The sequence below is a fragment of the Amycolatopsis benzoatilytica AK 16/65 genome (assembly GCF_000383915.1).
Taxonomy (GTDB): domain Bacteria; phylum Actinomycetota; class Actinomycetes; order Mycobacteriales; family Pseudonocardiaceae; genus Amycolatopsis; species Amycolatopsis benzoatilytica.
The window spans coordinates 5,018,344-5,031,245 of the sequence record NZ_KB912942.1 but is presented as its reverse complement, the minus strand read 5'-3'; the positions used below and the strand labels follow the sequence as shown (position 1 = coordinate 5,031,245).

General features: G+C 70.2%; 13 protein-coding genes. 10 read left to right on the top strand and 3 right to left on the bottom strand.

Going from position 1 to position 12,902, the window contains the following annotated elements:
- Positions 1 to 20: 20 nt before the first annotated feature.
- Complete coding sequence (locus AMYBE_RS0123100; RefSeq protein WP_020661764.1) at positions 21 to 257, bottom strand: hypothetical protein; 237 nt, start codon at positions 255 to 257, stop codon at positions 21 to 23.
- Positions 258 to 431: 174 nt separating this feature from the next.
- Between AMYBE_RS0123100 and AMYBE_RS0123095 the strand changes: the two genes are divergently transcribed.
- On the top strand, positions 432 to 1,676 hold the full coding sequence (locus tag AMYBE_RS0123095) for an NAD(P)/FAD-dependent oxidoreductase (protein ID WP_020661763.1): 1,245 nt from the start codon (positions 432 to 434) through the stop codon (positions 1,674 to 1,676).
- On the opposite strand, the gene AMYBE_RS0123090 is transcribed toward AMYBE_RS0123095, so the two are convergent.
- Positions 1,630 to 2,901 (bottom strand): Bcr/CflA family multidrug efflux MFS transporter, encoded by a 1,272-nt coding sequence (locus AMYBE_RS0123090; RefSeq protein ID WP_020661762.1) that lies wholly within the window; start codon positions 2,899 to 2,901, stop codon positions 1,630 to 1,632. The genes AMYBE_RS0123095 and AMYBE_RS0123090 overlap by 47 nt on opposite strands.
- A gap of 196 nt (positions 2,902 to 3,097) precedes the next feature.
- Between AMYBE_RS0123090 and AMYBE_RS0123085 the strand changes: the two genes are divergently transcribed.
- From AMYBE_RS0123085 to AMYBE_RS0123060, 6 genes are read left to right on the top strand one after another with little or no spacing between them, the layout of a single operon-like run.
- Positions 3,098 to 3,952, top strand: a complete 855-nt coding sequence (locus AMYBE_RS0123085) for a fumarylacetoacetate hydrolase family protein (RefSeq protein ID WP_027927917.1) — start codon at positions 3,098 to 3,100, stop codon at positions 3,950 to 3,952.
- 1 nt (position 3,953) lies between these two features.
- A complete protein-coding gene (locus tag AMYBE_RS0123080) occupies positions 3,954 to 5,255 on the top strand; it encodes an enolase C-terminal domain-like protein (RefSeq protein ID WP_020661760.1) in 1,302 nt (433 codons plus the stop codon).
- Positions 5,252 to 6,010: an SDR family NAD(P)-dependent oxidoreductase gene (locus AMYBE_RS0123075; RefSeq protein WP_020661759.1), complete on the top strand. Its 759-nt coding sequence runs from the start codon at positions 5,252 to 5,254 to the stop codon at positions 6,008 to 6,010. Before AMYBE_RS0123080 ends, AMYBE_RS0123075 begins: the two co-directional genes overlap by 4 nt.
- 41 nt (positions 6,011 to 6,051) lie before the next feature.
- Positions 6,052 to 7,092 carry a sugar ABC transporter substrate-binding protein gene (locus tag AMYBE_RS0123070; RefSeq protein WP_034287193.1) on the top strand — a complete coding sequence of 347 codons (1,041 nt, stop codon included), beginning with the start codon at positions 6,052 to 6,054 and terminating at the stop codon, positions 7,090 to 7,092.
- Positions 7,089 to 8,591: a sugar ABC transporter ATP-binding protein gene (locus AMYBE_RS0123065; protein WP_020661757.1), complete on the top strand. Its 1,503-nt coding sequence runs from the start codon at positions 7,089 to 7,091 to the stop codon at positions 8,589 to 8,591. The genes AMYBE_RS0123070 and AMYBE_RS0123065 overlap by 4 nt, the downstream gene beginning before the upstream one ends.
- On the top strand, positions 8,584 to 9,600 hold the full coding sequence (locus AMYBE_RS0123060) for an ABC transporter permease (RefSeq protein WP_020661756.1): 1,017 nt from the start codon (positions 8,584 to 8,586) through the stop codon (positions 9,598 to 9,600). Before AMYBE_RS0123065 ends, AMYBE_RS0123060 begins: the two co-directional genes overlap by 8 nt.
- A 146-nt stretch (positions 9,601 to 9,746) precedes the next feature.
- Here the strand turns inward: AMYBE_RS0123060 and AMYBE_RS0123055 are convergent, their stop codons facing one another.
- Positions 9,747 to 10,457, bottom strand: a complete 711-nt coding sequence (locus AMYBE_RS0123055) for a FadR/GntR family transcriptional regulator (RefSeq protein WP_020661755.1) — start codon at positions 10,455 to 10,457, stop codon at positions 9,747 to 9,749.
- Positions 10,458 to 10,531: 74 nt separating this feature from the next.
- Here AMYBE_RS0123055 and AMYBE_RS0123050 point away from each other — a divergent pair, with 74 nt between their 5' ends.
- The 3 genes from AMYBE_RS0123050 (at position 10,532) to AMYBE_RS0123040 (ending at position 12,898) form a co-directional block, all read left to right on the top strand.
- Positions 10,532 to 10,864, top strand: a complete 333-nt coding sequence (locus tag AMYBE_RS0123050) for an L-rhamnose mutarotase (RefSeq protein WP_020661754.1) — start codon at positions 10,532 to 10,534, stop codon at positions 10,862 to 10,864.
- Entirely contained in the window at positions 10,861 to 11,835 is a 975-nt protein-coding gene (locus AMYBE_RS0123045; protein ID WP_020661753.1) for an aldo/keto reductase, read from the top strand. Before AMYBE_RS0123050 ends, AMYBE_RS0123045 begins: the two co-directional genes overlap by 4 nt.
- Positions 11,836 to 12,067: 232 nt before the next feature.
- A complete protein-coding gene (locus tag AMYBE_RS0123040) occupies positions 12,068 to 12,898 on the top strand; it encodes an amidohydrolase family protein (protein WP_020661752.1) in 831 nt (276 codons plus the stop codon).
- Positions 12,899 to 12,902: the final 4 nt, after the last annotated feature.

The window sequence follows — 12,902 nt, the reverse complement described above, 5'->3', positions numbered from 1 at the left end:
ACGAGTAGGAACGGTAGTTGTCAGTCGGTTCCGGTGCGATGGTGCTGCGTGGCGGTGGCCACGACGGCGTCGCGCAGGGCCGCGCGCAGCCGGCCGACCTCCAGCGGGCCCAGTACGGCGGCCTCGCCCGGCGGCGCGACCACCACGACCTTGTCGTCGCTGCTCACGAAGACCGTGACGTCCCGCCGCCTTCCCGCCAGGTCCCGGCATCCGACCGTCCACTCGTTCCGTTCCGCACCGATGTCGTGCCCTGTCACGGTCCTCGCCCTCCGATCACGTACTGCCCGTGTCCTTCGTGCGGAGGGGGGACGACCCGGTGACGGGCGTCTTACGCCGGTTCACCCGAATTGCCTACCGGCCGGTTTCCGGCAGGCCGCGACGGACCGGAGTAGCGTCGGTTCCCGCAGGTCACAGGCACCAAGGGAGGACGGATGTCGGAACCGCGGAACATCGTCGTCGTCGGATCGGGACTGGCTGGGGCCACCGCTGCGGCCACCGTCCGGGAACGCGGTTTCGAAGGGGACGTGCTGGTGCTCGGAGCTGATCCGCATCGGCCGTACGAGCTGCCTCCGCTGTCGAAAGCAGTGCTGCTCGGCAATGCCGACGAGCCCGACTGGGTGCGTGAAGAGGGTTACTGGGCCGAGCACGACATTCGCCTCGTCTCCGGCGTCGCCGCGACGCGGATAGAACTGGGCGCGCGCCTTGTCCTGGACGACACCGGTGGCGAGCACCGCTACGACCGCCTGGTCCTTGCCACCGGCTCGCGCCCGCGCGCGCTGAAAGTGCCTGGAGGCGACCTTCCCGGCTTGTACACGCTTCGCACCCTCGACGATTCCCTACGGCTGCGCGCGGCCTTCGAAGCCGCGAAGCGGGTGGTGATCGTCGGTGCGGGCTGGATCGGCACCGAAGCCGCCGCCGCCGCGCGTACGCACGGAGCGGAGGTGACCGTTGTCGCGCCGGAAAAACAGCCGCTCGCGAACGTTCTCGGCGAAGAGATCGCTGGAGTGTTCCACCGTCTGCACACCGAGCACGGCGTGCAGTGGCGTCTCGGCGAAGGCGTTTCGGCGATCACTGGCGATACGACGGCGACAGGCGTTCGGCTGTCGAACGGCGACGAGCTGTCGGCCGACGTCGTGCTGATCGCAGTCGGCGCGGCACCGAACGTGGACCTTGCGCACGTCGCCGGTCTGGAGCTGGCTGACGACGGCGGGGTGTGCGTCGACGCTGGCCTGCGTACGGCGGCTCCGGACGTGTACGCGATCGGCGACATTGCTTCGCAGTTCCACCCGCGCTACGGACATCGCGTACGCGTCGAGCACTGGGCAACCGCGCGTACGCAAGGAGAATTGGTCGCTGGAAACCTCGTCGGCGAGCACGAGCCGTACTTGAAGAGCCCGTACTTCTTCTCCGACCAGTACGACCCCGAGCACGGGGGCCCGGCGATCGGCTGCGAGTACCGCGGTCTGCCGGACCTCGACCGCGACCGGGTCGTGGTCCGCGGCGATCTAGCCGGCTACGACTTCACCGCGTTCTGGGTGACCCCGGGCGGCGAGGTGTCCGCCGCGATGAACGTCAATCAGTGGGACGACGGCGACGCGCTGGAAAACCTGGTGGACAACCGGGTCGTGGTCACTGACGACCAGCTGCGGAAGGGGAACCTGGCTGAGCTGGCTTGACCGGCCGCGCCAGGGCCAGGTACGAGAGCAGGGCCAGCACGCTGAACCCGGCCATCGTCGCGGCCATCGGGAGCGCGGTGCCCGGGCCGCCGAGCCCGACCAGCGGGGTCGCGATCCCGCCGACCGCGAACTGCAGCACGCCCAGCAGGGCGGACGCCGAGCCGGCGGTGCGCGCGTGCCCGGCCAGCGCCAGCGAACTGGCGTTCGGGTTGATGATCCCGATGCAGGAAACCATGGCCAGCAACGGGATCAGCAATGCGATCAGCGGAAGCCCGAATGCGGCGGCCACCAGGGTGAGCACGCCGGACGTCGCCGACAGGCAGACTCCGGTACGCAGCAGCGTCCGCTCCGGGAACCGGCCGACGAGCCATCCGTTGAGCTGTCCGGTAAGCACGATCCCGACGCCGTTGAGCCCGAAAACGAGGCTGAACTCCTGCGGGCTGAGGTGATAGACGTCCTGCAGTGCGAACGACGAACCCGAGATATACGCGAACAGCGCCGCGAAGTTCAGCCCAGCGGTGAGTGCGTAGCCGAGAAAGGCCCGTTCCGTCAGCAGCCGCCCGTAGGTCCGCAGCACGCTGCCCAGGTGCGCCGGATGCCGGTGGGCGGGCGCGAGGGATTCCGGCAGCAGGAAGGCGACGGCGGCGAGCAGCACCGCGCCGAACCCGGTCAGCACCACGAAAACGCCGCGCCAGGACGTGAACGTGAGCAGCTGCCCGCCGACCACCGGGGCGAGGATCGGCGCGAGACCGTTGACAAGCAGCAGCAGCGAGAAGAATTTCGTCATCGCGGTGCCGGTGTAGAGATCGCGGACGGTCGCGCGGGCGATCACGATCCCGGCCGCCGCGCCCAGCGCCTGCACGGACCGGGCCGCGATCAGCAGTTCGACGCTCGGGCTGGCCGCGGCGGCGACCGAACCGGCGAGGTACAGCACGAGCCCGGCCAGCAGCGGTCGCCGGCGGCCGAACGAGTCCGACAGCGGACCGGCGACGATCTGCCCGACAGCCAGTCCGATCACGAACGCGGTCAGCGTCAGCTGGACGGTGGTGTCGGCGGCCCGGAAGTCGTTCGCCATCCGGGGCAGCGCCGGCAGGTACATGTCGATGGAGAGCGGGCCGAACGCGGAGAGGCCGCCGAGGATGAGCAGACGTCGGATCTTGCCGTGCGCCGCGCTCGGCTGGCTCGCCGCTACTGGTCCCGCCGGGTCGCCCGGTTTCGTGCCCATCCGCGCTGTCCGTCTCCTTCGCTCGGGCGGGCCGATCCCGCCTGCTCAGTGTCCGTTATCGGGTCCGAATGCCCGGCACTGACCGGTGATCGGACCACTTTCCCCGGAAAATCCCGTCTCGCTCTAGATTCACCGCCCACCGATGCGCTATACATCGGATGTATCGCGAAGTGGGTGTAGAGAGAAGGGATCGTCCGTGCGTTTTGTGCGTCTCGGGGCAGCGGGGGCTGAGCGCCCGTTCGTCCGTGCTGGTGACGGCACCCTTCACGACCTCTCCGGGGTCACGCCGGACATCGACGGCGCGTTCCTCGCCGGCGACGGGCCCGCGAAAGCCGCGCGAGCGCTCGCGGCGGGCGGACTCCCGGAGGTCGACGGGACCGGGCTGCGGGTCGGCGCGCCGATCGCCGCGCCCGGAAAGATCGTCTGCATCGGCATGAACTACCGCCGCCACGCCGAGGAAACCGGCGCGCGGCCGCCGGCCGAGCCGGTGCTGTTCATGAAGGCGCCCGACGTCATGGTCGGGCCGTTCGACGAGGTGCTCGTCCCGCGCGGCTCCACGGCCACCGACTGGGAGGTCGAACTCGGCGTGGTGATCGGCAAGACGGCCCGCTACCTGGAAAGCCCGGAGGAGGCGCTGGCGCACGTCGCCGGGTACGTCGTGTCGAACGACGTGTCCGAGCGCGACTTCCAGATGAACCGCGGCGGCCAGTGGGACAAGGGCAAGAACTGCGAGACGTTCAACCCGCTCGGCCCGGAGCTGGTCACCGCCGACGAGGTGCCGGATCCGCAGGCGCTCGGCCTGCGCACCTGGGTCAACGGCGTGAAGTTCCAGGACTCTTCCACCCAGGACATGATCTTCCCGGTCGCCGAGATCGTCCGCTACCTGAGCCAGTTCATGGTGCTGCGTCCCGGCGACCTGATCAACACCGGCACCCCGGAAGGCGTCGCGCTCGGACAGCCGGAGCCGAAGCCGTACCTGCGCGCGGGCGACGTCGTCGAGCTGGAAATCGACGGCCTCGGCAAGCAGCGCCAGACCTTCGGGCAGGCCTGACATGGCGAAGATCATCGGCATGGAGGTCCGCGACGTCCGCTTCCCGACGTCGCGCGAGCTCGACGGTTCGGACGCGATGAACCCGGACCCGGACTACTCGGCCGCTTACGTCGAGCTGCACACCGACGCCGGTCCGGACGGCTACGGCCTCGCGTTCACCATCGGCCGCGGCAACGACGTGCAGGCCGCCGCCATCCGCGCGCTCGCGCCGCACGTGGTCGGCCGTGCCGTCCCGGAGGACGCGGCAGCGCTCGGCGAGATTTCCCGAGTGCTGATCGGCGACTCGCAGTTCCGGTGGCTGGGACCGGAAAAGGGCGTCGCGCACATGGCGATCGGCGCGATCGTCAACGCCGCGTGGGACCTCGCCGCGCGCCGCGCCGGGCTGCCGGTGTGGAAGTTCGCGGCGCGGATGACGCCGGAGGAACTGGTTTCCCTGGTGGACTTCCGCTATCTCTCCGACGCGCTCACCGAAGCCGAAGCGCTGGACATCCTCCGCGCCGCCGAACCCGGCAAGGCGGAGCGGATCGCCAAGATCGAGGCCGACGGCTACCGCGCGTACAGCACGTCGGCGGGCTGGCTCGGCTACTCCGACGCGAAGCTGGTCCGGCTGGCCGAACAGGCGGTGGCCGACGGCTTCGAGATGATCAAGCTGAAGGTCGGCGGCAATCTCGAGGACGACGTCCGGCGGATGAAGCTGGCCCGCGAGACGGTCGGCCCGGACATCCGGGTGGCGGTCGACGCGAACCAGCGCTGGGACGTCGCGACCGCGGTGTCGTGGATGACCGCGCTCGCGCCCTACGACCCGTACTGGATCGAAGAACCCACGTCGCCGGACGACGTGCTCGGCCACGCCGCCATCGCGAAGGCGGTCGCGCCGATCAAGGTCGCGACCGGCGAGCACGTGCAGAACCGGGTGGTGTTCAAGCAGTTGCTGCAGGCGGGCGCGATCGACGTGCTGCAGCTGGACGCCGCCCGGGTCGGCGGGGTGAACGAAAACCTGGCGATCCTGTTGCTGGCCGCCAAGTTCGGCATTCCGGTGTGCCCGCACGCCGGCGGGGTCGGGCTGTGCGAGCTGGTCCGGCACCTGTCCATGTTCGACTTCGTCGCGGTCTCCGGCTCGGACGCCGACCGCAGCATCGAGTGGGTGGACCACCTGCACGACCACTTCACCGACCCGGCGGTCGTCGAGGGCGGCCGCTACCTCGCCCCCTCCGCTCCGGGGTTCTCCGCGCGCATGCACGACGCTACGCTGCGCCGGTTCAGCTTCCCGGACGGTCCTGAATGGACGGAGAACGCGCAGTGAGCGAATTCGACGGCCTGGTCGCCGCGGTCACCGGCGGAGCCTCCGGCATCGGCCTCGCGGCGGCGAACCTGCTCGCCGCCCGCGGCGCGCGGGTAGCGGTGCTGGACCTCAAAACCGACGAGGTGCCCGAGCCGCTGGCCGGGTTCCGCTGCGACGTGACGTCCGACGCCGAGGTGCGCGGCTCGGTCGACGCGGTCGTCGAGCGCTTCGGCCGGCTGGACATCCTGGTCAACAACGCGGGAATCGGTGCGCAAGGCGACGTCACCGCGAACGACGACGACGAGTGGCACCGCGCCTACGACGTGAACGTCGTCGGGATGGTCCGCACCGCTCGTGCGGCGCTGCCGCACCTGAAGAACTCGCCCTGGGCGGCGATCGTCAACACCTGCTCGATCGCGGCTTGGGCCGGGCTGCCCGCCCGGGCGCTTTACTCGGCCACCAAAGGCGCGGTGCTCTCGCTGACCCTGGCGATGGCGACCGACCACCTGCCGGACCGGATCCGGGTCAACTGCGTGTGCCCCGGCACCGCGGACACCCCTTGGGTCGGGCGGCTGCTCGACACCGCGGCGGACCCGGCGGCCGAACGGGCCGCGCTCGCCGCCCGGCAGCCGATGGGCCGGCTGGTCACCGCGGACGAGGTCGCGAACGCCATCGCGTACCTGGCCAGCCCGCTGTCCGCGTCGACCACCGGCACCGCGCTCGCGGTCGACGGAGGCATGTACGGCCTGCGCCCGCGCGGACCCGTCCAGCACTGAACTCTGCCCTGCCCACAAGACCTGTCATCAAGGAGGATGCGGTGCGTACAAAGGTGATTCGGCTGGCCGCCGCAGTGGCTGCGTGCGGTTTGGCGCTCGGCGCGTGCGGGTCCACGAAGGACAAGCCAGCGGCGGCCGGCGGCAGCGGCGGAACCGGCAAGATCGGGGCGACAGTGCCGTTGTTGACCTCTCCGTTCTGGCAGGCGTACAACAAATACGTGCCGCAGATGGCCAAGGAGCAGGCCCTCGACGCGCTGCCGACGGTGAACGCCGACAGCGACCCGGCCAAGCTCATCACTGACATCGGCACGTTGCTGAACCAGGGCGTCAAGGGCCTGCTGGTGACCCCGCTCGACTCGGCGGCGGTCGTCGCCGGCCTCAAGCAGGCGGAGAACAAGAACGTCCCGGTGGTCGCGGTGGACGTCGCCCCGGAGAGCGGCAAGGTCGCGATGGTGGTGCGCGCGGACAACAAGGCCTACGGCGCCAAGGCGTGCGACGAAATCGGCAAGCGGGTCAAGAGCGGCAAGGTCGTGCAGGTGATGGGCGACCTCGCGTCGATCAACGGCCGCGACCGCTCGGCGGCGTTCCGCGACTGCATGAAGACGAAGTACCCGGACATCAAGGTGCTCGAGGTCGCCGCCGAGTGGAAGGCGGACAAGGCTTCGTCCGGCCTGGACAGCCTGCTCACCGCGAACCCGGACATCAAGGGCGTGTACATGCAGGCGGGCGGCGTGTACCTGGCGCCGACCGAGCAGGCGCTCAAGCGCAAGAACCTGTTCTTCCCGGTCGGCGACCCGAAGCACGTGGTGCTGGTCAGCAACGACGGCATCCCGCAGGAGCTCGCCGCGATCCGCAACGGCGAACTGGACGCGACGGTCTCGCAGCCTGCCGACGCCTACGCCAAGTACGGCATGTACTGGCTGAAGAAGGCGATGGCGGGCGAGACGTTCAAGCCGGGACCGACCGACCACGGCTCCACGATCGTCGAGATCAGCCCGGGCATCCTGGAGGACCAGCTGCCCGCGCCGGTCGTGACCAAGGAGAACGTGGACGACAAAGCCTTGTGGGGTAACAACCTGTGAGCGCGCCGGTAGTACAGGCGGACGGCGTCGGGAAGCGCTACGGTCCCACCGTCGCGCTGCACGACGTCAGCCTCACCGTCCGGCCCGGCGAGTCGCACGCGCTCGTCGGCCGGAACGGGGCGGGCAAGTCCACCCTGGTCTCCATCCTCACCGGACTGTCCACCACGGACACCGGAAGCGTCTCCTTCGGCGGCGCGCCGGCCCCTCCGCTGTCCAAACAGGACGACTGGAAGGCCCGCGTGGCGTGCGTGTACCAGCACGCGATGGTGGTGCCGCAGCTGACCGTCGCGGAGAACTTGTTCCTGAACCGGCAGGCGGGCGGCGGGTTCGCGATCGGCTGGAAGAAGCTGCGCCGGCAGGCGCGGGAGCTGCTCGACTCGTGGGACGTGCGGGTCGATGTGGACACCCCGGCGGGCGAACTGTCGGTCGAGGACCGGCAGTTCGTGGAGATCGCCCGCGCGCTGAGCTACGGCGCCCGGTTCATCGTGCTGGACGAACCGACCGCGCAGCTGGACAGCCAGGCGATCGAGCGGCTGTTCGAGCGAATGCGCCAGATGCGGCGCAGCGGGGTCACCTTCCTGTTCATCTCGCACCACCTGCACGAGGTTTACGAGGTGTGCCAAGCGGTGACCGTGCTGCGCGACGCGCGGCACGTGCTCACCGCGCCGGTGGAAGAGGTCAGCCGCGCCGCGCTGGTCGACGCGATGACGGGGGAGCAGGGCGGTCTCGCCGTCCGAGACGCCGCGTCACGTGATCCGCTGGCGGCCGACGCCGAAGAAGTGCTGACGGTCGATTCGCTGTCCGGCGAAGGGTTCGCGGACGTCTCGCTGCGGGTGCACCGCGGCGAGGTGGTCGGCCTGGCGGGCAGCAACGCGAGCGGCAAGCACCAGGTGGCCGAGACGGTGTACGGGCTCCGCGCGCCGACCGCCGGAACTGTTTCGGTGGAAGGAAAGCAGCTTCCCCCGGGCGACATTCCGGCGGCGCTGCACGCGGGAATCGGTTGTGTTCCGCGGGATCGGCACCACGAAGGTCTCGTGCTGGAACACTCCATCATGGACAACGCGACGCTGTCCATTCTGGACCGGATGGGTTCCGGCGGCATCGCGTCGCCGAAAGCCCGCCGCGAGCGCGGGACCACGGCGCTGGCCGACTACGACATCGTGGCGGCCGGTCCGGACCAGCCGGTGTCCGATCTTTCCGGCGGGAACCAGCAGAAAGTCGTGCTCGCCCGTGCGCTGGCGAGCGATCCGCGGGTGGTCGTGCTGATCAACCCCACCGCGGGCGTGGACGTGAAGTCGAAAGAGGCCCTGCTCGCGGTCGTGGACCGGGTGCGGGCCGAGGGGAAGGCGGTGCTGCTCGTGAGTGACGAGCTGGACGACCTGCGCCTGGCGGACCGGGTGCTGGTCCTGCGCGCGGGCGCGGTGGCGGCCGTTCACCAGGCCGGCTGGTCCGACGGGGACCTGGTGGCGGACATCGAAGGAGTCGGGCTCCATGACTGACCTGATGAGCGACCCGCAGACGGCGCTGCCCGCGCCGCTCGCCAAGCGGCGGAAGACGGCGTGGCTGCGCGAGCTGGCGCTGCTGCCCGCGCTCGTGGTCGTGTTCGTGATCGGCGGGCTGATCAGCGACACGTTCTTCACCTTCGACAACGTGATCAGCATCCTGTCCGCGGCGGCCGCGCTGTCGCTGGTGGTGCTGGGCGAATCGCTGGTGCTGCTGACCGGAAAGTTCGACCTGTCGCTGGAATCGACGATGGGCATCGCGCCGGCGATCGGCGCGATGCTGGTGATCCCGGCCGCGTCGTCCGGCTTCGGCACGCAGTGGCCGGCCGCTCTGGGCCTGGTCGCGATTCCCGTGGTGGGCGCGCTGATCGGGTTCGTGAACGGCTTCCTGATCGTGAAGCTGAAGCTGAACGCGTTCATCGTGACGCTGGCCATGCTGACCGTGCTGCGCGGAACCCAGATCGGCACGACGAACGGCAAGACGCTGTTCGACCATCTGGACGCGTTCACCGGTTTGGCGACGACGACGTTCGCCGGCCTGCCGATGTCGGTGTGGCTGGCCGCGGTGTTGTTCGTGGTCTTCGGACTGGGCCTGCGCTACCACCGGGTGGGCCGGTCGCTGTACGCCATCGGCGGCAACCGCGAGGCGGCGCGGGCGGCGGGCATCCGGGTGGACCGGATTTCCTGGGCGGTCTTCGTGGTGGCCGGCGTGCTGGCGGCGATCGGCGGCCTGGCCTACACCGGCTACGTCGGCGCGCTCGGCGCCGGCCAGGGCGACGGGCTGATCCTGCAGGTCTTCGCCGCGGCCGTGATCGGCGGCGTCTCGCTGGACGGCGGACGGGGCACGCTGGTCGGCGCTCTGACCGGGGTGCTGCTGCTGCAGTCGGTGGACAGCCTGCTGCGCATCGCCCAGGTCCCGGCGGAATGGCTGAAGGCGATCTACGGCGGGATCATCCTGGTCGCGCTGATCATCAGCCGGTACGCCGGCGGGAAGCCGCAGACCTGATCGGCACTGGGATGTCGAAGGAGCTTCGTGCCGTGAAGGGCCCCTTGCCGGAATCTAAGTCCGCGAAGGGGCCCTTCACGGACAACACCGCGTCTCGGGGGCGGGCCGGGGATTCCCGCCGGCCGCGACCGGGCGGGTTCCCTCGTTCAGGAAGCCGCCGGCGTCTCCCCGGCCGATTCCTCGTCCACCAGCGTGCTGCGCAGCCACTGCTCCACCCCGGCCACGTGCACCGTCGCCCACGAACGGGCCAGTTCCGGCTCCCGGGCGGCGATCGCGTCGTAGATTGCACCGTGCTGTTCCCGGGTTCGCGCCACCGCGCCCTCCTGAGTGAGCCCGCGCCAGATTCGCGCCCGCGCGGTCGGCCCGGACAAGCTTTCGAGCAGCGAGCACAGCACCGGGTTTCCCGAGCCGTCGGCGATCTTGCGGTGGAACTGGAGGTCGTTGGCCACCAGTGCCTCGACGGTCGGCGAATCCTGCAGCTCGCCCAGCATCGCGCCGAGCTCGTCGATGTCCTCGTCGCTCATGTGCAGCGCCGCCAGCGCGGTCGCCGCGGGCTCGAGGATCCGGCGTACCGCAAGGAAATCGAGCACGGTGTCGTCACGGTGGAAGTCGACGACGAACGTCATCGCGTCGAGCAGCAGGTTCGGCTCGAGGCTGGTGACGTAGGTGCCGTCTCCTTGCCGGACGTCCAGGACCCGGATCAGGCACAGCGCTTTCACCGCTTCCCGCAGCGAGCTGCGGGAAAGTCCCAGCCGCTGCGCCAGCTCGGCCTCCTTGGGGAGCCGGTCGCCCGGAGCCAGCTCGCCCGAGATGATCATGTCCTTGATCTTGTCGATCGCGACATCGGTGACGGGCATCGGAATCGCCCTCCCTGCAGAGACCTCGGATGTTTACTCCCTACAGCGTGCCACGAGACCAGACAGGAGCGACGATGACCCACGCCTCGGCCCCGCAGACAGTGGCCTTGCGCACCCGGCTCAAGCCCGGCACGGAGAGCACGTATGAGGAGGTGCACGCCGTCATTCCGCAGGATCTGGATGCCGCGCTGCGCCGGGCCGGCGTGCGGTCGTGGCGGATCTGGCGCGACGGGCTCGACTTGTTCCACTTCGTCGAGGTGGACGATTTCGAGCAGATGCGCGCGAAACTCGCCGTCGACCCGGCCGATATCGCCTGGCAGGAACGGATCAACGCGCTGCTCGACCTCGACCGTTCCGAACTCGCCCATGGCCTCGGCCTGGTGTGGGAACTCCCGGCGGAGGCGTGAGCGTGGACCTTCCCCCGCTGGGACTCGGCGGCGCGCAGCTGGGCAATCTCTACCACGCGATACCGGACGAAGTGGCCGCGGCGAGCGTCCGGCGGGCGTGGGACGAGGGCATCCGCTACTTCGACACGGCACCGCATTACGGCCTTGGCCTGTCCGAGCGCCGGCTCGGGGCCGCGCTGGCCGGTCATCCGCGTGACGAGTACGTCCTGTCGACGAAGGTCGGACGAGTGCTGGAACCGCGCGCGGCGGCCCCCGGCGAGCGCGACGACGAGGGCTTCGACGTCCCCGCGACCTATCGCCGCCGCTGGGACTTCAGCCGCGACGGCGTGCTGCGCTCGCTTGAGTCGAGCCTGACCCGGCTCGGCCTCGACCGGATCGACCTGGTTTACGTGCACGACCCGGACGACCATTTCGAGGACGCGGTCTCGGGCGCGTTCCCGGCGCTGCTGGAACTGCGCGAGCAGGGCGTGGTGCGCGCGATCGGGGCCGGAATGAACCAGGCGCCGATGCTGGCGGAGTTCGTCCGCCGGTTCGACGTCGACCACGTGCTGATGGCGGGTCGCTACACCCTGCTGAACCAGCCTGCCCTGGACGATCTTCTGCCGCTGTGCGCCGAACGCGGAGTCGGCGTGGTGGCGGGCGGGGTCTTCAACGGCGGGATCCTTGCCACCGAAGAACCCGGCGCGATCTACGACTACGCCGCCGCACCCGCGGATCTCGTGGAGAAGGCCCGGAAGATCGCGGCAATCTGCGCTCGCCATGGGGTTTCGCTGCCCGAAGCCGCGCTGGCGCTGCCCCGCACCCATCCAGCGGTGGTTTCAGTGGTCGTCGGCGCGCACGATGCGGAGCAAGTAGCGCTCAACGTCCGCCGGGCAGCGGCGAAAATCCCGGCCGCGTTGTGGGACGACCTCGCGGACGCTGGACTGCTTCGCTTGGCTGCCAGCCGAGCGGGGTCAGGAGGCGGACAGTGACGGTGTTGAACGGTGTCTGGGCTGTCTCGGGGCCGAACGGCTCGAGGACAGTGACGATGCCCTACGTGGCGGGGCGTGTGGCGACGGAGCTGCCGACTGGTGACGCGCGGTGGCCGCGAGGCGTCTCGCCGACCGCCGTGACCGATGCGCTCGGCCGCCCGACAGCCCCGCCGTCCAACCCGACAGGGCGGCCCCGGCCGCCCGCCCGCCCAGCCCCGCATGGAGGAACGCAGTGATCGACTCGCACCACCATCTCTGGGATCCGACGCGCCGCGCCTACCCGTGGATGTCCGGCGACGCGCTGGCCCCGATCCGCCGGCCGTACACCGTCGGCGACCTCCGTGCCGTGACGACCGCGGCCGGCGTGCATGCCACCGTCCTGGCGCAGACCGTGCCGGATCAGGCGGAGACCGAGGAGTTCCTCGCCACCGCGGCGGCGGAGCCGCTCGTGGCCGGTGTGGTCGGCTGGGTCGACCTGGCCGCGCCGGACGTCGCCGACCGGCTGGCCCGGCTGGGCGAGCTGGGCCCGCTGGTCGGCATCCGGCACCAGGTCGAGGACGAGCCGGACCCGGACTGGCTGCTGCGTCCGGAAATCCTGCGCGGACTGACCGCGGTCGGCGACGCCGGACTGGTCTACGACCTCCTGGTCGGCCCGGCCCAGCTCGCCGCCGCGCGGCAAGTGGCCGAACGACTCCCGGAGGTGCGGCTGGTCCTCGACCACGCCGCGAAACCCGGCATCGCGGCCGGCGACTGGCAACCGTGGGCGGACGATGTCGCCGCGCTGGCCGCTCATGACAACGTCCACTGCAAACTGTCCGGTTTGGTGACCGAAGCCGACTGGCGCGAGTGGCAGGTCGGCCACTTGCGCCGCTACGCGGACCACGTTTTCGCGTCGTTCGGCCCGAGCCGGGTCATGTTCGGGTCGGACTGGCCGGTCTGCGAACTGGCGGCAGCCTACGAGGTCGTCCTGGACGCGGCGGTGTCGCTCACCGGCGGGCTGAGCGATCCGGAGCGGCTGGAGGTTTTCGAGCACACGGCGAAACGGACTTATCGACTGGGCTGAGCGC

Excerpts from the sequence above, each read along its gene's own strand:
- AMYBE_RS0123055 (WP_020661755.1), bottom strand. The coding sequence starts at position 10,457 with ATGCCCGTCACCGATGTCGCGATCGACAAGATCAAGGACATGATCATC.
- AMYBE_RS0123095 (WP_020661763.1), top strand. The coding sequence starts at position 432 with ATGTCGGAACCGCGGAACATCGTCGTCGTCGGATCGGGACTGGCTGGG.
- AMYBE_RS0123050 (WP_020661754.1), top strand. The coding sequence starts at position 10,532 with ATGACCCACGCCTCGGCCCCGCAGACAGTGGCCTTGCGCACCCGGCTC.
- AMYBE_RS0123080 (WP_020661760.1), top strand. The coding sequence starts at position 3,954 with ATGGCGAAGATCATCGGCATGGAGGTCCGCGACGTCCGCTTCCCGACG.
- AMYBE_RS0123090 (WP_020661762.1), bottom strand. The coding sequence starts at position 2,901 with ATGGGCACGAAACCGGGCGACCCGGCGGGACCAGTAGCGGCGAGCCAG.
- AMYBE_RS0123060 (WP_020661756.1), top strand. The coding sequence starts at position 8,584 with ATGACTGACCTGATGAGCGACCCGCAGACGGCGCTGCCCGCGCCGCTC.